20 protein-coding genes and 1 pseudogene are annotated in these 21378 nt (G+C 43.3%); 17 read left to right on the plus strand and 4 right to left on the minus strand.

Annotation, left to right across the window (positions count from 1 at the left end):
• The 4 genes and pseudogenes from IQO02_RS22035 to IQO02_RS03695 form a co-directional block, all read right to left on the minus strand.
• A pseudogene (locus IQO02_RS22035) lies at window positions 1–529 on the minus strand (ligase); the annotation flags it as partial.
• A gap of 96 nt (window positions 530–625) precedes the next feature.
• Window positions 626–3457: an excinuclease ABC subunit UvrA gene (gene uvrA / locus IQO02_RS03685; protein WP_016792986.1), complete on the minus strand. Its 2832-nt coding sequence runs from the start codon at window positions 3455–3457 to the stop codon at window positions 626–628.
• Window positions 3458–3641: 184 nt separating this feature from the next.
• Window positions 3642–4514, minus strand: a complete 873-nt coding sequence (gene galU / locus IQO02_RS03690; protein ID WP_004735975.1) for a UTP--glucose-1-phosphate uridylyltransferase GalU — start codon at window positions 4512–4514, stop codon at window positions 3642–3644.
• A 157-nt stretch (window positions 4515–4671) separates the two neighbouring features.
• Window positions 4672–5319: a LuxR C-terminal-related transcriptional regulator gene (locus IQO02_RS03695; protein ID WP_016767798.1), complete on the minus strand. Its 648-nt coding sequence runs from the start codon at window positions 5317–5319 to the stop codon at window positions 4672–4674.
• Window positions 5320–5597: 278 nt separating this feature from the next.
• Between IQO02_RS03695 and IQO02_RS03700 the strand changes: the two genes are divergently transcribed.
• From IQO02_RS03700 to IQO02_RS03780, 17 genes are all read left to right on the plus strand, one after another.
• A complete protein-coding gene (locus tag IQO02_RS03700) occupies window positions 5598–6152 on the plus strand; it encodes a single-stranded DNA-binding protein (protein WP_010434324.1) in 555 nt (184 codons plus the stop codon).
• 161 nt (window positions 6153–6313) lie between these two features.
• The gene (csrD, locus tag IQO02_RS03705; protein WP_016767796.1) at window positions 6314–8329 is read left to right on the plus strand and encodes an RNase E specificity factor CsrD; all 2016 of its coding nucleotides are present in this window, start codon (window positions 6314–6316) and stop codon (window positions 8327–8329) included.
• 2 nt (window positions 8330–8331) lie between these two features.
• Window positions 8332–9774, plus strand: a complete 1443-nt coding sequence (locus IQO02_RS03710) for an MSHA biogenesis protein MshI (RefSeq protein ID WP_102282638.1) — start codon at window positions 8332–8334, stop codon at window positions 9772–9774.
• The gene (gene pilO, locus IQO02_RS03715) at window positions 9774–10421 is read left to right on the plus strand and encodes a type 4a pilus biogenesis protein PilO (protein WP_010434330.1); all 648 of its coding nucleotides are present in this window, start codon (window positions 9774–9776) and stop codon (window positions 10419–10421) included. The genes IQO02_RS03710 and pilO overlap by 1 nt, the downstream gene beginning before the upstream one ends.
• On the plus strand, window positions 10414–10746 hold the full coding sequence (locus IQO02_RS03720) for an MSHA biogenesis protein MshK (RefSeq protein ID WP_016788320.1): 333 nt from the start codon (window positions 10414–10416) through the stop codon (window positions 10744–10746). Before pilO ends, IQO02_RS03720 begins: the two co-directional genes overlap by 8 nt.
• 15 nt (window positions 10747–10761) lie before the next feature.
• Window positions 10762–12399, plus strand: a complete 1638-nt coding sequence (gene mshL, locus IQO02_RS03725) for a pilus (MSHA type) biogenesis protein MshL (RefSeq protein WP_016789728.1) — start codon at window positions 10762–10764, stop codon at window positions 12397–12399.
• Window positions 12400–12452: 53 nt separating this feature from the next.
• Window positions 12453–13292, plus strand: a complete 840-nt coding sequence (locus IQO02_RS03730) for an ExeA family protein (RefSeq protein WP_010434338.1) — start codon at window positions 12453–12455, stop codon at window positions 13290–13292.
• 2 nt (window positions 13293–13294) lie between these two features.
• Window positions 13295–14443: a tetratricopeptide repeat protein gene (locus IQO02_RS03735; RefSeq protein WP_102282637.1), complete on the plus strand. Its 1149-nt coding sequence runs from the start codon at window positions 13295–13297 to the stop codon at window positions 14441–14443.
• The gene (locus IQO02_RS03740) at window positions 14433–16157 is read left to right on the plus strand and encodes a GspE/PulE family protein (RefSeq protein ID WP_010434345.1); all 1725 of its coding nucleotides are present in this window, start codon (window positions 14433–14435) and stop codon (window positions 16155–16157) included. Before IQO02_RS03735 ends, IQO02_RS03740 begins: the two co-directional genes overlap by 11 nt.
• A gap of 12 nt (window positions 16158–16169) precedes the next feature.
• Window positions 16170–17393, plus strand: a complete 1224-nt coding sequence (locus tag IQO02_RS03745; RefSeq protein ID WP_010434347.1) for a type II secretion system F family protein — start codon at window positions 16170–16172, stop codon at window positions 17391–17393.
• A gap of 3 nt (window positions 17394–17396) precedes the next feature.
• Window positions 17397–17852 carry a hypothetical protein gene (locus IQO02_RS03750; RefSeq protein WP_016790950.1) on the plus strand — a complete coding sequence of 152 codons (456 nt, stop codon included), beginning with the start codon at window positions 17397–17399 and terminating at the stop codon, window positions 17850–17852.
• A gap of 79 nt (window positions 17853–17931) precedes the next feature.
• Complete coding sequence (locus IQO02_RS03755) at window positions 17932–18507, plus strand: prepilin-type N-terminal cleavage/methylation domain-containing protein (protein ID WP_010434354.1); 576 nt, start codon at window positions 17932–17934, stop codon at window positions 18505–18507.
• Between the two features lie 35 nt (window positions 18508–18542).
• Window positions 18543–19010: a prepilin-type N-terminal cleavage/methylation domain-containing protein gene (locus tag IQO02_RS22415; RefSeq protein ID WP_016799129.1), complete on the plus strand. Its 468-nt coding sequence runs from the start codon at window positions 18543–18545 to the stop codon at window positions 19008–19010.
• Between the two features lie 146 nt (window positions 19011–19156).
• Window positions 19157–19648, plus strand: coding sequence for a prepilin-type N-terminal cleavage/methylation domain-containing protein (locus tag IQO02_RS03765; protein ID WP_016796771.1), 492 nt, complete (start codon window positions 19157–19159; stop codon window positions 19646–19648).
• Window positions 19645–20214, plus strand: coding sequence for a prepilin-type N-terminal cleavage/methylation domain-containing protein (locus tag IQO02_RS03770; RefSeq protein ID WP_102282636.1), 570 nt, complete (start codon window positions 19645–19647; stop codon window positions 20212–20214). Before IQO02_RS03765 ends, IQO02_RS03770 begins: the two co-directional genes overlap by 4 nt.
• Window positions 20214–20960, plus strand: coding sequence for a prepilin-type N-terminal cleavage/methylation domain-containing protein (locus IQO02_RS03775; protein ID WP_102282635.1), 747 nt, complete (start codon window positions 20214–20216; stop codon window positions 20958–20960). Before IQO02_RS03770 ends, IQO02_RS03775 begins: the two co-directional genes overlap by 1 nt.
• A complete protein-coding gene (locus IQO02_RS03780) occupies window positions 20950–21378 on the plus strand; it encodes a hypothetical protein (RefSeq protein ID WP_016799834.1) in 429 nt (142 codons plus the stop codon). The genes IQO02_RS03775 and IQO02_RS03780 overlap by 11 nt, the downstream gene beginning before the upstream one ends.

Below are 21378 nucleotides of genomic sequence, written 5' to 3' on the forward strand. Positions count from 1 at the left end.
TCCCGTAAGGTCGATTCGCAGCAGTGTTGTAGCCAAATGGGTTTCCTGGCTCTAAGGCAAAATATTGTACATAACCAAACAACGCTTGAATGACGACAGCGAGTACAATGAACCACAATATACGTTGCTTGTGTTTATTGCTGAATTTAAATTGCTGGAGGACGACGAATAACGCAAAGCCTGCCCACAATCCAAGCAAGCGCCCTGATGCCCCTTGAGGTGATGCGTTGCTGTAAAAGATGGGTAGCGTAAGTATGATGCAGCTAACCAGTAAACCAACGGTTAGTTTGGAATATTTGAGCACCCGGTTAGTCGCTAGCTGATAAAAGCCAATCGCTAACGTAAAGCTTAGTGCTAACCAAGTCATAGGGTTAAAGGATAAAGCTAGGCCAGAGCCCCCAGGGTTCGGCATGAAAAAATGCATAGCTAATAAGAATACGACAGCTAAAGAAGCAAGAAAGGCTTTATTGAGTGGTAGCTGAGTTATCTGATTTTCTAGCTGGGTACCGCTAGTATGTATTGTTGCCATAAATCCCTAACCTTATAAAAACAGAGCTTGTTCCTTTTGAAACAAGCTCTGTTACTTTAACATTTTTCTGTCTGCCCGCAGGGCGCTATTTTACACCTACTTCAAATTTAACATAGGCTTAAGGAAGCGAGCAGTGTGTGAACCTTCGACTAACGCCACATCTTCAGGTGTACCCTCTGCAACAATCTCACCACCACCTTGACCACCTTCAGGGCCTAAATCTAATATCCAATCTGCGGTTTTGACGACATCTAGGTTGTGTTCAATCACAACAACCGTATTTCCGTGATCACGCAGCCTGTGTAGAACCGTGAGTAGCTGTTGAATATCATGGAAATGAAGGCCAGTAGTTGGTTCATCTAGAATGTATAAGGTTTTTCCTGTATCTCGTTTAGATAGCTCACGTGCGAGTTTGATACGTTGTGCTTCACCGCCGGATAAGGTTGTTGCTGCTTGCCCAAGACGGATGTAAGAAAGACCAACATCCATTAAGGTTTGTAGCTTACGAGCAATCACAGGAACAGGGTTGAAGTATTCGCGCGCATCTTCTACGGTCATCTCTAGAACTTCGTCAATGGTTTTGCCTTTGTAGCGAACTTCTAAAGTTTCACGGTTATAACGCTTACCTTTACACACATCACACGGCACATACACATCTGGCAAGAAGTGCATCTCTACTTTGATCACACCGTCTCCCTGACACGCTTCACAGCGACCACCACGAACGTTAAAACTGAATCGTCCTGGTTTATAGCCACGAGATCGCGACTCTTGTGTACCCGCAAATAACTCACGGATCGGAGTAAAGATCCCAGTATAAGTAGCAGGGTTTGATCTTGGTGTACGACCGATAGGGCTCTGATCAATATCAATCACCTTATCAAAATGTTCTAGCCCTTTGAGCTTCTTATGCGGCGCAGCTACGGCTGTCGTCGCACCATTGAGTTGGGTATGAGCGATCTTAAAAAAGGTATCGTTGATTAGCGTAGATTTACCGGAACCTGATACGCCTGTGATACAGCTAAACAAACCGACTGGAATGGTTGCCGTGATATTTTTGAGGTTATTACCTGTCGCCCCGACTATCTCAACGACCTTCTTTCTGTCGATAGGTGTTCTTTCTGTTGGTATAGCAATTTCTTTTACACCGCTCAGATATTGCCCAGTTAATGATTCTGGGTTATCGAGAATATCTTGCATTGTCCCTTCAGCAACCACATGACCGCCGTGAACCCCGGCACCTGGACCGATATCAATAACATGGTCAGCGCAGCGAATCGCATCTTCATCATGCTCAACGACAAGTACGGTATTGCCTAAGTCTCTTAGGTGAACCAAAGTTTGAAGTAGGCGTTCATTATCGCGCTGGTGGAGACCAATCGATGGTTCATCGAGTACGTACATAACACCAACCAAGCCTGCGCCTATTTGGCTTGCTAAGCGGATCCGTTGTGCTTCTCCGCCAGATAACGTTTCTGCACTGCGTGATAGGTTGAGATAATTCAAACCGACATTAACTAAGAAATGCAGTCGGTCATTGATCTCTTTCATCACTTTATCTGCGATTTGTCCACGTTGACCGTCTAGCTTCAATTCTTGGAAAAATTGCAGTGCATCGGCAATGCTGAGCTCAACGATTTCAGGCAGTGTGGTGTCACCAATAAAGACGTTTCTTGCTTCTAATCTCAAACGAGTGCCGTTACAGCTAGAACAAGATTTTGTCGAAATATATTTAGCTAAGTCTTCACGCACAGCGCTTGACTCGGTGTCGTGATAACGACGTTCTAAAGTGTTGAGAATGCCTTCAAATGGATGACGCTTAACTCGAATGTCACCACGATCATTGATGTATTTGAATTCTACTTCTGTGCGGCCAGAGCCTTTCAGGATGATCTCTTGAGTTTTCTTTGGCAGAGAATTAAATGGAGAATAAAGATCAAAACCATAATGCTCTGATAGTGACGTCAACATTTGGAAATAGTAATAGTTCTTTTGATCCCAACCTTTAATTGCGCCTTCAGCAATGCTCAGATTGTCATCCAAAATCACCCGACTTGGATCGAAATATTGTTGAACCCCAAGTCCATCACACGTACCACAAGCACCTGCTGGGTTATTGAATGAGAACAGGCGAGGCTCAAGCTCCTGCATGCTATAGCCACACTTAGGGCAAGCGAAATTTGCAGAGAACACAATCTCTTCTTGTTCTGTTTCATCCATCCAACCGACAACTGCAATGCCACCAGAAAGCTCTAATGTCGTTTCGAAGGATTCAGCAAGTCGTTGCTGAAGATCAGGACGAACCTTGAACCTATCAACGACGACTTCTATGGTGTGCTTTTTATGCAACTCGAGGGTTGGCGGATCGGATAAGTCACAGGTTTCCCCATCAATTCGAGCGCGGATAAAACCTTGAGCGGCTAAATTCTCAAGTGTTTTAACGTGCTCACCTTTGCGCTCTTTGACGATGGGTGCCATTAGCATCATCTTCGAGCCTTCAGGCAGTTCTAACACCTTATCGACCATTTGACTGATGGTTTGTGCAGCCAAAGGAGTATTGTGATCTGGGCAGCGTGGTTCACCTACTCGTGCGTAGAGCAGTCTTAAGTAATCATAAACCTCGGTGATTGTACCCACGGTTGAGCGGGGGTTGTGAGAGGTTGACTTTTGTTCTATTGAGATAGCAGGAGACAAACCTTCAATGTGGTCAACATCAGGCTTTTCCATAAGGGATAGAAATTGACGAGCATAGGCGGACAAAGACTCAACATAGCGACGCTGCCCCTCGGCATAAAGGGTATCAAACGCAAGTGACGACTTTCCTGAACCAGATAATCCTGTGATAACAATGAGCTTATCTCGGGGAATGGTTAGGTTGACGTCTTTGAGGTTATGCGTGCGAGCGCCTCTGATTTCTATTTTATCCATCTCAATAGACCATGTAATTTTAAGTGGCTAAAGTATTACATAGAGTGAGATTTGTGCAAAGTTTTACTGGATAAAAAAACAGTAAACAAAAAAAAGGGTGACGCTTTCGAGTCACCCTTTAAATCATTTATTACGCGACTAACTCATCGCTACGTATCATTAGTTAGTATGCCAAAACTAGCGATTAAGCTTCTTTTGTTGTTGAGTGCTTACCTAGTTCGATTTGTTGCTGGTCTTTTTTGTATAGATTTTCAAAGCAGTAATTTGTTGCTTCGATATAGCCTTCTACACTACCGCAGTCAAAGCGTTGGCCTTTAAATTTGTATGCTAATACACAGCCTGCTTTGGCTTGTTTTAACAATGCATCGGTAATCTGGATTTCGCCACCTTTACCTGGTTCAGTCTGCTCGATAAGTTCAAAGATGTCTGGAGTCAGAATGTAACGGCCAATGATCGCTAGATTACTTGGTGCAGTACCTGGTTCTGGCTTCTCAACCATGTCGTCAACACGGAAAAGATCATCTTTAATCATTTCACCAGAGATAACACCGTATTTGTGCGTTTCGTTTTCTGGCACTTCTTGAACAGCAACGATTGAACAACGGAACTGTTTGTACAGTGCAACCATTTGAGCCAACACACCTTGTTGTTCGTTCACACAAAGGTCATCAGCAAGCACGACTGCAAACGGTTCATCACCCACAAGCTCGCGACCAGTCAAGATAGCATGACCTAGACCTTTCATTTCACGTTGGCGAATGTAAGTGAAGTTTGCCGCTTCAATTGTTTCACGGATATTGATCAACAAGTCTTCTTTATTCGTGCCGCTGATCTGATGTTCGAGTTCGTAGTTTTTATCGAAGTGATCCATCAGAGAATGCTTACCACGACCGGTAACAATACACATACCGTCCATACCAGCTTCGATAGCTTCTTCAACGCCGTATTCAATTAGAGGCTTGTTTACAACAGGCATCATCTCTTTAGGCATTGACTTAGTTGCAGGTAAGAAGCGTGTACCGTAGCCAGCTGCCGGGAAAAGGCACTTTTTGATCATGATAAGACCCTTTATCTATAATAATTATTGATTCAACCTGAGTGGCTGATATTTCTGAGGGCAACTCTAGCATAAGTTATGTCGAAAATTCAGCAACAATACGTATGGTTTACTAGAGTTTTCCTCAAAATTATCCTCAGTTTAAGAGGCGGATCAATTATGCAAGTAAGTTCTGATTAGCCCATGCGATAGCTTGGACTCTATTCTTAACCGCTAACTTACGGAAAATCTGATAAAGGTGTGACTTTACGGTGAACTCGCTAATAAATAAATCATCGGCTATTTGAGTGTTGGATGACCCTGATTGAAGGCAACGGATCACTTGGATTTCTCTGATCGTCAAATCTACATTGGTGGGTGTCGTGTTGGTGTTCACCATATTACGGTAATAAAAAAGCAGTTGATTGGTTACTTTTCGTGGTAACCAATTATCACCATTAATGACCTGTTGAATCCCCTTTGCTATTTTCACTTTTTGTTCGGAGTCATAAAATAGCCCTTTTAATACGCCGAAAGTGAGCAACTCCGAGGTAGGGAGCTGTTGAGGTACATTGAACAAGATGATCTCATTGTTTTTCCACATGACGGGTAAGTTAGGGAAAACAACGATTAACTGTGGCACCTCTTTGTAGTCGATGAGTAAGATACGATTACTTTGCTTTCTATCGAAAAGCATCAAGTCGCCCGCTGTCATCTTGTAGAGTGGGATAATTAGGTGCTTTTCTATCTCTTTTACGTGTAGGTGAGTCTCGCTTGGATCTATGCACAGAAAGTGTAAAGTGCGAGCATATCGAGATTTTCTCATTGATAATCCTTGTAAGGGTAGAATTAGATTTCACGTTGTCATGCACGCCATTGCTTCTCTAGCGCCTTGGTTGTGTCTTGCGTTGAATATCAATGATCAAAGTAAATGAGTGGTTTGTCAGTGGAGAAAAAAGCAACATCGCTCTGAATATCATGATTTGTTACGTTTTTATTCTTTGTATAAGAGCGAGAATAGGAATGCGATTTATCACTGTAGAAAAGCATGCTATTCTTGTGCGCTAAAATTTTCTGAGACTATGAATTTAGACGGAGCAAATCATGGCTAGCCGTGGAGTTAACAAAGTTATATTAGTGGGTAACCTAGGTAATGACCCTGAAATTCGTTACATGCCGAATGGCGGCGCAGTAGCGAACATTACCATTGCAACGTCAGAGTCATGGCGTGACAAAGCAACTGGCGAACAGCGTGAAAAAACAGAATGGCACCGTGTTGCTCTGTTTGGCAAGCTGGCGGAAGTTGCTGGTGAGTACCTACGTAAAGGTTCTCAAGTTTACATTGAAGGTCAACTTCAGACTCGTAAATGGCAAGATCAAAGCGGTCAAGATCGCTACACAACTGAAGTGGTTGTTCAAGGCTTCAACGGTGTAATGCAAATGCTTGGTGGCCGTGCTCAAGGCGGTGCTCCTGCTCAAGGTGGTATGGGTAACCAACAGCAAGGTGGTTGGGGTCAACCACAGCAACCACAACAGCAGCAACAACAATACAGTGCTCCTGCTCAACAGCAGCCGAAAGCACCTCAACAAGCTCCTCAGCAGGCTCAACCTCAATATAATGAGCCACCGATGGATTTTGATGATGACATCCCATTTTAGACCCTGTTTTTAATATATTATAAAGACAGTATTAAATTGGAAAAAGCCGCGTTTATCGCGGCTTTTTGTTACCTACAATTCTTAACGCTTTATTTACAACGTCAATTTATAGTATAAGTAGCAATACGGTATAATGTGAGTTGAAAAGGATTTCGTTATTCATGAGATATACCCCCACACTAAAATTGAGCACTCGCTTAGTGGCATTTGTCACCGTGATAGTTATCAGTGCGATGTTCATTCTTTTTATCGGTGGCACACTTTCTTTTAAGCGTATTGGGCAAGAATATTTAGACCATTATTTGGTTGGTATTGTCGATGTTGTAGATAAAGAGATGGAAGACCCGGACGCCGCGTATTCGATGCAGCGTTGGATGCCTAAGATGTTACAAGCGAGCAATATTGTTGAGATGAAACTCTCGAACAGGACTGGCATCGTTTATCGCTTTAAAGATACCTCCCCGCAAATCGATCCTAGTCGTCTCTATGAAAGAAGTTTTGTTTTAGAGCGAAATGAAGGCTATCGAATCGAATTTAAAGCACTTCCGCCTTACATTGGTTATAGCTATTCAATGGAGGCTATGTGGTCGATTACTTTAGCCGTTGCTTTGATTATTTTCTGTCTGATTCGTGGTGTCCGATGGCTAAAAGAGCAATTGATGGGATCCGAAATGCTCGAAGAGCGAGGCCGAATGATCCTTGCGGGGCAAGTTGAAGCTCATGCAAAAGGCGATGAGCGAGAATGGCCGTATACTGCAAGCGAAGCCTTAGATGTATTGATAGAAGAGCTGAAAGATGCTCGTCAAGAAAGAAGCCGCTTTGATACCTTTATCCGTACTCATACTTTTCTAGATAAACTCACAGGCACAGCCAATCGAGTACTCTTTGATAACAAACTTGAATCAGCCTTACATGAAAGCGGTGCTCGAGGTGGCGTATTACTAATACGTATCGACGAGTGGGAGCAAGTTTGTGACGCTAATGACAAGCAAACCACTGACAGCTTTATTATTGAAGTCGGTGAAGTATTATCGAATATTGTTCAGCGTTATCCTGATGTCATTTTTTCTCGTTATTACGAAGCTGACTTTGCGGTGTTTATTCCTCATCAGGGAGCAAAGGATATTGCGACCTTGGCGGCTCAATGTTTAAGGCAGTTAGATAAGTTAACGCCACCTGAGCCTTTGGAACCTGACAATTGGTGTCATATCGGTGTGACCATGTATACCGAAGGTGAGCGCCATAGCAAGATCATGGATGAAACGGAAACCGCATTAAAGAGTGCTCAGTTGGAACGTATCAATAACTGGAGCCGCTACCCTAAACAGAACAAAAATGAGCTTGATAGAGGCAGCGTTCGGTGGAGAACACTACTTGATAAAGCTCTACTCCCTGAAAATTTAGTAATCTTTGCTCAGCGATGTTATCTTATACCGGAATCAGGTCAAGCTGATGAATTACATAGAGAAATATTTGTTCGGATTCAAGATCCAGACAAAGGTTTACTGAAATCGTCTCGGTTTATGCCCGCGGTAGAGCAAGTGGGCTATCAAGCTCAAATGGATCAATCGGTTCTGAAAGTACTGTTAACATCACTGAAAGAATCAACAAAACCTACCAACTATTCGGTGAATTTGAATGTCACCCCGTTTGCCAGTAAACAGCATTTTAAGTGGTTTAGAAGTGAGTTGTTGCAGCTCTCGGCTCAGCACCGTTCTCAATTGGCCTTTGAGTTCCCTGAAGGGCACTTGATTGCTCATCTTGATTATATGAGACCAGTCGCAAAGATGTTGAAAGGGCTAGGGTGTAAAATTATCGTTGGCCAAGCTGGGCGAACCATTGTTAGCACTCACTACATCAAAGATTTAAAGGTCAATTTTATTAAGCTTCATCGAAGCCTGATAAAGAAAATCGATCAAAGGCATGAGAATCAGCTGTTTGTCCGTAGTTTAATAGGGGCATGTGGCGACTCCCCAACTCAAGTTATTGCCGTAGGGGTCGAGACAAAACAAGAAAAGAATACCTTGATAGAGTTAGGTATTAACGGCTATCAAGGGAGATATTTTGACGAAGAGCAACAAATTATCCCTTTGCCTAATCAAGGTGAAAAGACAGTGAAAGCTGAATCCGTGGTAAAAGTTGGTCGAAGAAATCGATGGCGTAAGAGTAGTAGTTAAGCATGAATTTTAAAGCGATTTTAGACAAGATAAAGCCAACGAATAACAAAGGCAGCTCTCAGGTTGTTATGTTAGGCAACAATGCCATTTATATTTCATCGGCAGATCAAGAATCTCAAGTAACCAACACCCCTGTGGTTAACGGGGATTGGGAGAGTGCACTAAAGAAATCGCTTAGCAGTGAGGCATTTACCAGTAATAGCCTGCAGTTGATAGTTTGTGCTAACTACTACCAAACCTACCAAATTGATAAACCGGACATTCCAGAGAACGAGTGGTCGGTTGCACTGCCATTTTTACTGAAAGATCTTGTATCTGAAAGGGTGACTGAGATTACGGCGAGTGCGGTAGCCTTACCTACTTCGAATAAGCTACAAGTGTATGTTTTGCCTAAAAAGCTGTTAAATAAGCTTGTAAACATTACTCAATCAGCGCAAGTGGAACTTAAAGGCGTTGCCCCTGAAGATGAAATCTGGGGTTATAGCGCAGGTGAGCTTTCTAATTTTATCCTTTTACAACGTAGCTCCAATTCACATTTTAAGCTTGGTGCGTTTGTTGAAAATACGGTTTGTTTCCAAAGAACGATCCGTAGCGTTGTCCCTCCTTTAACCGGTGTTGCATCAAGTGTTCTTCAGTTAGATGGCCTTGCTTTAGAGTTGCAACGCTCAATTGATTATCTTTCTTCTCAAATCAAAGGTACTCAACTTCATCAGTTAAAAATCTGCTGTGATGAGGAAGACGAGACTGAATTACAAAGTGCGTTAAATGACACACTGAGCTCGACAGTTTCGTTGTTGGTGGAAGGTGAACGTGATAATTCAGAGAGTTTGTTGGTTAAACTCGCAGCTGAAAAAGATACTTTTAATGTTAATCTTTACCCTGAACACCTCAAGCCTAAAAAAGAATATTTTACGCTGACAAATGTTGTTGCGATTTGGGGGCTAGTTTGTGTTTTGCTGCTGGGTGGTTACTTTGTAATGCAGTATCAAGTTTCTAATCTAGATAAAGAACTAACAGCTCTGCAACATGACTCGAACCGACTTAACAAGCAAGTTAACCAATTGAATAGTAAGTTAACTCAACACAAACCGTCTCCAGAGAAAGTGGCCGCTGTTGCGCGTCTCAAACGTGAGACTCAGGCCAAAAAAGAGGCATTGAAGGCGGTCGGGCAATACGACGAATCACAACAAGTCGGGTATTCTGGCGTCATGAACTCCTTAGCTAAATTAGGCCGAAATGACATATCGCTTTCGCATATTTATATGACGCACGATACTTTAGACCTCAGTGGCTTAGCTCGTAACGCCAATGTTGTTCCGAATTGGATTGGTCAATTTAAAACAGAGCTTAATTTAGTCGGGCGTGCCTTTGAAAAACTTAAAATAGGTCGCAATGAGCAAGATGTGGTGACGTTTGAATTAAGTACTCGCAGGGAGAGTAAATAATGCAACAGTGGAACCAGCTTAACGATAAGTTTCTTGCATTAAGCCAAAGAGAAAAATGGCTACTTTTCGTGTGTGGTTTTGTTGGGCTATCCATGCTGTTGTTCACCTTGTTGGTTGAACCTGCGTATCTCGACTTACAAGCCAAAAATGCTAAGACGATGAGCCTGACTCAATCAAATCAAAGACAGCAGGGTGAGCTACTCGTTCTGCAAGCTAAGCTCAATAAAAACCCAGATAAAGAAATCAACATCGAGTACAAAAAGCTACTTGTTGAAAGCCAAGACCTTTCACTTCAGCTTTCGCAGATTGTCGATGGGTTGATCACGCCTTCTCAAATGTCGCAGTTACTGGAGAGCGTTCTTAACGCTGGTAGTGGGCTAAAGCTTGAGTCGCTAGAGTCATTAAAACCAGAAGCGATTTCGAACAATAAAGAGACCAGTGAATATTCAGGTTACTTTCTTCATCCTGTGAGAATGGAATTGACGGGCAGCTATTTTGATATTTCTGCTTACCTTCAAGCCCTTGAATCTCTTCCTGTTAGCTATTACTGGCGAACATTTAAATACTCAGTTGAAGAGTACCCTAAAGCTCGACTCGTATTTGAGGTTTACACACTTGGTACTAGACAGGAGTTTATCGGTGGTTAGAACTCTATTGTTGTCCCTACTTTTAAGTAGCTCAGTGGTTTGGGCAGAGCAAGATCCAACGGCACCATTAGGTTGGCTTACTCCTGAACAAAAAGCCGCGCCTGCTAAAAAGGCGCCAACTCGCTATCGCCTACCGTCCCTAGAAAGCATCGTTTGTAAAGGTGATACGCCTTGCTATGCGATTATGAATGGTCAGATTTTAGGTCAAGGAGAAACGATCAGAGGGTACCGAGTGAAAAACATAGATCCAGAATACGTCACTCTGCAGAGAAGCTCTAAGCAGTGGAAATTAGAGATGTTCTCTTTAGATGTTAAGAATAATTAAGGTTTGAGTGAAGACATGCGTAAACTTGTAGTAGCAATTCTAGTGTCATCTTTAGTCGGCTGTTCGATGGGACACAGAGATCCTGTTGAGATTAAAGAGTCTTTGAACGAATCCATTAATGAAGCCAATAGTCGAGCACTTCATGAACTGCCTTCGTCGGTTCAAGATGACCTTATGCCTCAGCTTAATTCTGACTCCATGTCTCCGGGGACGGAAACCGTTAAGCGCTTTCGTATTCAAGCAAAAGGCGTTGAAGCGAGAACCTTCTTTGCCAGCTTAGTGAAAGGTACTGAGTATAGTGCGGCCATTCACCCTGGCGTGTCAGGAAACCTTACGCTTAATCTAACGGACGTGACACTAGACGAAGTACTGGCTGTTGCTCAGGATATGTATGGCTACGATATCGAAAAGCGTGGCAAAGTGATTCAAGTTTATCCTGCTGGTCTTCGCACCGTAACGATTCCTGTCGATTACTTGCAAGTTAAGCGTGCAGGTCGATCATTGACGACTATCACCACTGGAACGATCTCGAATTCAGATAACAGCTCGTCAAGCTCATCAAGTTCAGACTCTAATTCATCCAACTCCTCCAATTCTTCTAATTCTTCGAACTCGACATCGAACGGTGGTACAGAGATTGAAACGACCTCTGAAAGCGATTTTTGGCCACAACTTGAAGCAGCAGTTGCTCACCTTATTGGTTCAGGTGACGGGCAAAGCGTTGTGGTAACCCCGCAAGCGAGTGTGATTACGGTTCGAGCTTACCCTGACGAAATTCGTGAAGTTCGTGAGTTCTTAGGCATTTCTCAGAAGCGTTTGCAGCGCCAAGTTATCTTGGAAGCCAAAATCATGGAAGTGACCTTGAGTGATGGTTACCAACAAGGTATTAGCTGGTCGAATCTATCTAAATCTATTGGTAGCGGTGGTGTTGTTATTGACCGCCCTACAAGTACTCTACCGCCGTTAGATGCGATCAGTTCTCTACTCGGTGGGCAAACTAATGTCACGATCTCTGATGGTAGCTTCGAAGCGGTTTTGAGCTTTATGGATACTCAAGGTGACCTTAACGTTCTATCGAGCCCGCGAGTAACGGCTGCGAACAACCAAAAAGCAGTTATCAAAGTGGGAACCGATGAGTATTACGTAACAGATTTATCAAGCTCAGTCGGTAGTGGTGATAACGCGAATGTGGCTCCTGAAGTTGAGCTCACTCCCTTTTTCTCTGGTATCTCTTTGGATGTAACTCCTCAGATAGATGACAAAGGGGGCGTATTTTTACATGTTCACCCTGCCGTTATTGAGGTCGAGGAAGAAGTGAAAGAGCTCAATTTAGGTTCAACGACAGGTTTGGTGCAACTTCCTTTAGCGAAAAGCTCTATTCGAGAGTCTGACTCAGTGATTCGCGCAAAAGATGGCGATGTGGTTGTGATTGGCGGGTTAATGAAATCAAATACCAGTGATGTGACGTCTAAAGTTCCATTCCTGGGTGATATTCCAGCCTTAGGGCATTTGTTCCGCAATACCAATCAGTTAACGCAAAAAACTGAGCTCGTGATCTTGCTAAAACCCACGATCGTGGGTGTGAATACTTGGCAAACTGAGTTGGAGCGTTCTCGTGATCTTCTTCAAGAGTGGTTCCCTGATGAAGAGTAAATACTTACTTTCTCAATGTAGATTGGCTGTTTTTTACTAAGCTAGGTCGTCATATGTATCAAGCTCACTTTGGTTTTGAACAACTGCCATTTACGTTAACGCCGAATACCGATTTCTTTTATGGTTTGGCGCCTCATTTTGAGGCGATTCAAACGGTCATCTCGGCGTTAGATATGGGAGAGGGCGTAATCAAAGTCACTGGCGAAGTCGGTACGGGAAAAACCATGGTTTGTCGGATGCTGGTTAATCATTTAAAGGATTGTACGGCGTTAATCTACCTGCCAAACCCTGTTTTGTCTGGTGCAGACCTGCGTCAAGCCGTCGCCAAAGAGCTAGGTTTGACTATCGATAATCCAGCAACCTTAGTTGATAACATCCAGCACAAGTTAATTGAATTACACAACTCAGGCTTAAGAGTCGTCGCCATTCTTGATGAGGCTCAAGCGCTATCGGATGAAGCGCTCGAAACATTAAGGTTGTTTGGTAATCTTGAAACTGAAGATAAAAAATTACTTCAGATAGTGTTACTCGGACAGCCTGAACTGGATGTCAGGTTAGAGGCTTACCACCTCCGGCAGTTTCGACAGAGAATCACATTCAGTTCAACACTGAGGCCGCTCAATCTCGATGAAACGGTAGCGTATATTGATAACCGGATTGCTAAATCTGGTGGCAACTCTGAGTTGTTCAGCTTGAATCAAAAAAAGGCGATTTGTCGCTCATCGTTAGGTATTCCAAGGTTGATAAATCAACTATGTCATAAGGCACTTTTGCTCTCTTTCAGTGAAGATAAAAAAAGTATCGACAACCAGCACCTGTTTTCAGCCATGCATGAAACTTACGATGTATGTAAGCCTAAATTTAAAACGCCAATACTGTGGGGTTGGAATTAATTATGAGCGTCATTAATAGCGCGTTGTCTGAATTGGCAAAGAAAAAATCAGCGACTTCGATTGAAGCTGCAGTAGTACCAAAAGTCAAAACACGCTCTCCATTAGTATGGGTTGCTGCGGGCTTTACACTCAGCTTAGCCATGGGCGGTTGGGCGATATCGAAAGGTCCTGCTGTCGGCAATTCAATCTCTACAAGAGACGCGCAGATTGAGGTTTCTGTCATTGATAGTTCGGGCGAAATACAGAATGTAATTGCGCAGCCTATCTCGTCGCCAACCAAGAAATTAGTCACGTTAGACGTACCTGAGCGTTCTGTAGAGCATGTCGCTACGTCAAACAATGTAAAAGCTAAGTCAGTCTCGTCTGATTCAACGATTGTAACTCCTCGTAAAGCGGTACTTAACACGACCAGTGCACCTAAAGGGAATAAAATTAAAATTCCCGAGCCCATATACGTGGCTAGTGTGACAAAAAAAGAGCCTGTTTCTATCTCTGGCGAAGTCGCCATTTCTGAAGGTTCAGAAAATAATGGAATGTTGATTGAGCAGGTGGAGCTAACGTCTGATCAACTATCAGCCAATGCACAAGGTCGTGCTCAGAAAGCGCTTGATGCGAACGATCTTACTGGTGCCTTGAAAGGTTATACCGAAGCTCTTCGATATGCCCCTAGAAATGAGGACGTTCGCCAGAAACTCGCGATTCTCTATTTTGGGAAAGGTGATACTCGTAAGGCTTACGAACTTTTTCAGTCGGGTATCAAACTTAATATCAATAGTGAAAAGCTGCGTTTAGGCTTATCAACATTGCTTGTCAAAGCGAACCAAGCGGAAGCGGCATTGAGTCCATTAGTCCATTTACCGCCAAACCCAACCAAAGATTATCTAGCCATGCGTGCGGCGTTGAGCCAAAAATCGCAGCAAGAAGAGATTGCATTAGAGAGTTACAAAAAGTTGGTCGATGTTGATTCTGATAATGCTCGCTGGTGGCTCGGTCTGGCCATTCAACAGGAACGTCAGCTTGATTTTACGGCTGCAAAAGAGTCATACCAAGGCGCTTTAACTCGAGTAGGAATCTCATCTCAATCGCAAAGTTTTGTGCGAGATCGATTAAAAATACTCGATGCCTTAGAGGAGCACGACGATGCAAATTAGACTAAGAAAGCGATTGGGTGATTTGCTTGTTGAAGAAGGCATTATTACCGAGTCTCAAGTAGAACAAGCTCTAGCGGCTCAGAAAAGTACCGGACGTAAGCTAGGTGATGCACTGATTGAGCTTGGCTTCTTATCAGAGCAACAGATGTTGAGCTTCCTATCACAACAGCTAGCGATTCCTCTTATTGATTTAAGCCGAGCCAACGTCGATGTAGAAGCGGTACAGCTTTTACCCGAAGTACATGCTCGTCGCCTTCGCGCATTGGTGATTGGACGCCAAGGTGACACTTTGCGTGTTGCAATGAGTGACCCTGCCGATCTGTTTGCACAAGAATCGTTGCTCGGTCAACTCGGCGATTATGCTCTAGAATTTGTGGTCGCTAAAGAAAGACAACTCGTTGATGGCTTTGACCGCTATTATCGTCGAACCAAAGAAATCGCCTCTTTCGCTGAGCAACTGCATGCCGAGCACCAAGTTAATGATGCCTTTGATTTTGATATAGCAGGTGAAGACAGTGACGAAGTTACGGTCGTTAAGCTTATCAATTCGTTATTTGAAGATGCAATCCAAGTTGGTGCTTCTGATATCCATATTGAGCCCGATTCAAACGTATTGCGTCTTCGTCAGCGTATTGATGGTGTGCTGCATGAAACATTGTTGAATGAAGTCAATATTGCGTCTGCCCTGGTTCTGCGTTTGAAGCTGATGGCAAACCTTGATATCTCAGAGAAACGTCTTCCTCAAGACGGCCGTTTCAATATTCGCGCGAAAGGCCAATCTGTCGATATTCGTATGTCGACTATGCCAGTGCAGCACGGTGAGTCTGTGGTGATGCGTCTGCTTAACCAATCAGCCGGTTTACGTAAATTAGAAGCGTCGGGTATACCGAGCGATCTGCTGGTTCGTCTTCGTCAACAATTACGCCGTCCACATGGGATGATCTTGGTTACTGGGCCGACAGGTTCAGGTAAAACCACTACCTTGTACGGTGCGTTAAGCGAATTAAACGAACCGGGTAAAAAGATCATTACTGCGGAAGACCCGGTGGAATACCGACTTCCGCGTGTGAACCAAGTTCAGGTTAACCCTAAGATTAATCTCGACTTCTCTACTATATTGAGAACTTTCCTGCGTCAGGATCCCGATATCATTCTTATTGGTGAGATGCGTGACCACGAAACGGTTGAGATTGGATTGAGAGCCGCACTGACGGGTCACTTAGTATTAAGTACGCTGCACACCAATGATGCGGTAGACAGCGCACTGCGTATGATGGATATGGGCGCTCCAGGTTACTTGGTAGCGAGCGCTGTGCGAGCGGTAGTGGCGCAGCGATTGGTTCGTAAAGTATGTACTGACTGTATAGTTGAAGATGAATTGGATGAACCTCGCAAGCAATGGTTGAGCGTCCGTTTCCCCAACCAAGTGGGTGTGCCATTTGTGAAAGGTCGTGGTTGCCAGAACTGTAACTTAACCGGCTATCGTGGGCGTATTGGGGTGTTTGAAATGTTAGAGCTAGAACAAAACATGATGGATGCGCTTAGAGCGAATGATGCGGTCGGTTTTGCTCAAACAGCTAGGCAGTCTGAAAACTACAAACCGTTATTGGCTTCTGCGATGGAACTGGCTCTGCAAGGTGTCGTGAGTCTCGATGAGATAATGTACCTTGGTGAAGGGGATGCTTCCGGTGCCACTGACCCAATTTATCTGTAGGGGTAGAGTGATATGCCAACGTATCGTTATGTAGGTCGCAGTTCGGATGGTAGCCAGGTTACCGGTCAATTAGATGCGAATAACGAAGATCTTGCCGCTGAAAGCTTGATGAGCAAGGGGATCATTCCAACCTCAATTAAGTTGGGGAGAAGTGGTGATTCAGTATTAGATATGGATATATCTAGCCTGTTTTCACCCAATGTTCCTCTTGAGGTCTTGGTTCTGTTCTGTCGACAATTATACAGTCTAACCAAAGCGGGCGTGCCGCTTCTGAGGTCGATGAAAGGTCTGACTCAAAATTGTGAAAACAAACAGTTGAAAGCAGCTTTAGAAGAAGTGGTTGCTGAGCTAACCAATGGCCGTGGGTTAGCGGCATCGATGCAAATGCATCCTAAGGTATTTAGCTCGCTGTTTGTATCGATGATCAGTGTTGGTGAAAATACGGGTCGTTTAGACCAAGCGCTGCTGCAGTTAGCTGGATACTATGAACAAGAAGTGGAGACTCGCAAGCGAATCAAGACAGCGATGCGTTACCCAACATTCGTGATCTGCTTCATTTTGATTGCGATGTTCATTCTTAACATTAAGGTTATCCCACAGTTTTCTAGCATGTTCGCACGGTTTGGTGTCGATCTTCCACTCCCCACTCGTATCTTGATTGGTATGTCAGAGTTTTTCGTGAATTATTGGGGCTTGATGCTAGGCGTGATCTTTGGCCTTATTTTTGCGTTTAAAGCTTGGGTTAAAACAGATAACGGCTTAGAAACGTGGGATCGGTGGCGCCTAAAAATACCTGTCATTGGTGGCGTTGTTAACCGAGCTTTACTGTCTCGTTTCTCACGTACTTTCGCATTGATGCTCAAAGCGGGTGTGCCATTGAATCAATCGTTAGCGCTATCGGCTGAAGCTCTGGATAACCGCTTTTTAGAGTTACGGGTTCAAGCTATGAAATCGGCAATTGAAGCGGGTAGTACGGTTTCTTCAACCGCGATTAACAGCGAAATCTTCACACCGCTCGTGATACAAATGATTTCAGTCGGTGAAGAAACGGGTCGTATTGATGAGCTATTGCTCGAGGTGTCAGATTATTATGATCGAGAAGTTGATTACGATTTGAAAACCTTAACCGCTAGAATAGAGCCTATTTTGTTGGTCGTTGTCGCTGGTATGGTCTTAGTATTGGCTTTAGGTATTTTCCTGCCGATGTGGGGAATGCTGGATGCAATCAAAGGCTAATGAATGCTAAATAACCTACAACGCTCACGTTTTGTTATTTGGAGTGTGGTTATCCTTTTTCTAATTGTAGGGCTGCTATCTGCATTGGATACGGTAGAAGAAGAAGCGAGTAACACGGCATTGATCGTCGCGAGTAAGCGGATTCTTGAGCAGGCTAATTTGTTTAAACAAGAGTATTTGTTAACGGGCCCGGAACAAACTAATGACTCAGAACAGTTAATGCGCTACAGCAGAACGGGATGGATAAAGCCGATTAAAGGTTCGGAACGGGATTGTCGCTATTGGTTAGAGCAATTGTATCCCCCACAGAGCATTTTAGGGCTGACTTTTCCCAGTATTGAAGATAAAAGTGATAACATACAGTTTCATTGTAGTTATCATTATAGCGATAAGTATCAAATAGATATATTGCTCGAAAAAGAAAGGTTTAGTGTAAAAGCCAATATTTTGGCTTTGTGAGAATATTGACACTGTTTTTATGGTTTTATACGTGTGCAAATGTATAATGCGCGTTAGTAATTAGATGAGTAGGTAGAAAATGCTTAAAAATCAAAAGGGTTTCTCCCTTGTCGAATTAGTCATCGTAATTGTTGTCGTTGGTTTATTGGCAGTGGCGGCTTTACCCCGCTTCTTAGATGTGACCGATGAGGCTAAAAAATCCAGTATTGAAGGTGTCGCTGGTGGTTTTGCAACCGCAGTATTATCAGCAAGAGCACAGTGGGAAGCCGAAGCAAGACCATCTGAGAAGATTGGTGTTGAAACATACAATACTGTAAATTATGATGGTGTTGATTTTTGGTTAACAAGATCAAAGAACAGCAAGAGTGAAGATACCGACTTTCGAGATGGTTACCCATGGACTGTGAATAGTGACTCTTCAGTCGCACCAGGAGATATTTCTTCAGAAACCTGTGCTGAATTGATGCAGAATTTACTGCAAAACCCACCGAATGTGGCAGCAGTCGATGATGTTGATGACGACTCAAATTATAAATATTCAGCGGAAGCGAATTCAGGTGAGGCAACGTGTACTTACATTCAGTTAGAAGGTAATACCGAGCACCAATTCGTTTACGAAATTAAAACTGGTCGTGTGACCGTAACTTTGCAGTAAGTCTGCGTAAAATTAAACATAGAGAGAGCTTAACTATGAAAAGACAAGGCGGTTTCACCCTAATCGAACTAGTGGTTGTAATTGTTATTCTAGGTATTCTTGCTGTAACTGCGGCACCACGTTTCCTAAACCTGCAAGATGATGCGAAAGAATCTGCACTACAAGGTTTAGCCGGAGCAATGAACGGTGCTTCGGGCATTGTATTTGGTAAAGCTGCCATTGAAGGCGAAGAAACTTCAGATACAACTGTAGACGTTGAAGGTGTTCAAACTATTTGGGGTTATCCAACAGCTACTTCTGAAGGTATTGCAGCAGCTATTGATGTGGATGGGTTTGTATATCTTGCTGACGGTTCTGTTAGTGCTGGTGCTACAGTTGACTATGGTTTTGAAGGTTATACCGCTCAATGTGTTCGTTATACTTCTGCGACGTCTGCGGCACAAGCTACAGCTCGAGTAGTTAGTTCTACTGGTGATGATGCTGTTACTGGTGCGTGTGAGTAATCATTTCTATTTAGCTTTAATAGGCCAGCTCTCGCTGGCCTTTTTTCTATCTAAAGCACATAAATATCAAAACTATTCATATACATAATATCGAAAGCTTCGTTATTTTGTATAATCAGTATTCGCTAGACAGTTAGAGGCTCATTATGGATAGCAGCCCAAAATCCAACGGCTTTACTCTGGTTGAGCTGATCATCGTTATCATTATCCTCGGTATTATTTCCACTTTTGCCGCGAGCCGCTTCACTGGTACCTCTAGCTATTCCACTTTTACTGCGCAAGAGCAGGCCATCTCCGTGATTCGTCAAATTCAAGTGAACCGAATGCAGTCGAACGTTTCGGCTGCTGATGACAGTTTTCGTCTTACTGTTAATAATGACTGTCTGGGCTCTGTTGCCGCTTGTAATTTAAACTTATCGAATAGCGCTCAGAAATCACAAGCTGATGCGCGTAGTGATTATGTTCGTGAATCAGATATTTCATTTTCTTCTCCGAATACCATTATAGAGTTTGATTTATTAGGAAACCCTTCGGTGAGTGCTGGGGTGAACATCACGATTAACTCAACCACTAGTAGCAATAGTGCTCAGGTGTGTATCAATTCTCAAGGTTATGTGCGTGAAGGGGCGTGTCTATGATTCGCGAACGTGGTTTTACTCTTATAGAGAGCATTATTGTGATTATCATACTGGGTATTGCGATGGTCACAATTAGCAGTTTTTTAGCACCTCAAGTGGCAAGTTCGGCCGACCCACAATATCAAAACCGCTCCGTAGCCTTAGGTCAGAGTTTGATGAATCAAATTTTAGCTCGCGGCTTTGATGAACACAGTGATTTTGATGGTGGTTTGATTCGCTGTGGCGATTCGGGAGCTGCGACTTGTTCTGCTCCCAATGAACTGGGAGTGGATGGGGCAGAGACTGCGCCCGCTGCTTTTAATGATGTCGATGACTATATTGGTTGTTGGTATACCGATACCACTGAGTCAGCTTGTGTATCATCGACGAAGTATCCGCTTGCTAATATCCTAGATGAAAACATCGAAGACAGTTATGCCAATTTCCGTGTTGAGGTCTTGGTGTTTTATGATCAAAACATGGACGGTGTTAACGATAATGCTATTGGTACAATGAAGCGCGTTGAGTTACAGATCTTTGGTGGTAACAACCGTTATAGCTTGGTTGCTTATAAGGGGAACTACTAATGAAACAACGTGGTTTTACTTTGATAGAGATGATCGTAACCATTGTTGTGGTTGCCGTCATTGGCCTCGCAATTGCCGGTTTTGTCGAATATGGCATGAAAGGCTATGTTGAAACTATCGATCGTCAAAAAGTACAAGTAAAAGGTCAATTTGTTGTTGAGAAAATGTCGCGAGAGATAAGCCATGCTGTGCCCAACAGCTTTGATTCGAGTATTACTCCAGCTTCGGCTTCGTCCTATGCTCAAAAATGTCTAGTATTCTATGCTATTAAATATTCAGGTTTTTATCACTTTGATGAAGCGACAAACGATTTGAATTTCATAATTGGACAAGACGCACCTGAATTGGAGGCCGACGACTACCTTATTATCAACCCAACTGCTTATTCTGAATTTGTGGCTGGTTCAACGAAACGCATTCCGCTTGTTGGGTTAGTCTCAACAAATAATTTATTTACTGCGCCTTCAGTTAATTTAAGTAGTCAGTCTATTGCTCAACGCCATTATATTTATGATGGTAGTGACCCGGTGAGTTATTGTTTAGTGAATGATACTGTTCAGAATCAAGGCCTAATCCAACGTAATGGAGTCACCGTTGCAGATAGCATTAATTATGCTCAAAGTAACTTCCGCTACGAAGAGCCAAGCTTACAAAGAGGCGGTGTGATACACATTGACCTCGTACTTGAGCAAAACAGTGAAGTAAGCGTTTACCAACAAGATGTGCAGGTACTCAATGCGCCATAGAAAATCATTTCAACAAGGCAGTGTTTTGGTCGTCGCAGTATTTGTTATTGTGGTGATGGGTTTCCTTGCGACTTCTTTAGTGCAAGTTCAGTGGTCAAATCACGATACCTTGACGCGTAAACAACTTGGTACACAAGCCTGGTTGCTCGCGCATTCTGCTAATGAGTGGGCACTCACTCAAATTTACCCTTTGACGGTATCACCTGCGGTTTCAACAAGTGTAAGCACTGTCTGTAGCAACTTAAATTCAAATCAAGTGAGCAGCGGCATGTCGACTATCTGTACTGTAGACCAACTAACTTGTAGTCAGATCGGTGTGTTAGATGGTGTTGGCTTTTTCAAAATAGAATCAACGGCCATTTGTGGTTCGGGTATTAACCAAGTACAGCGTATTCAAGAAGTTTGGGTGAGGGAGTAG

The sequence above is a fragment of the Vibrio sp. OPT24 genome (assembly GCF_015163545.1).
Lineage (GTDB): Bacteria > Pseudomonadota > Gammaproteobacteria > Enterobacterales > Vibrionaceae > Vibrio > Vibrio cyclitrophicus.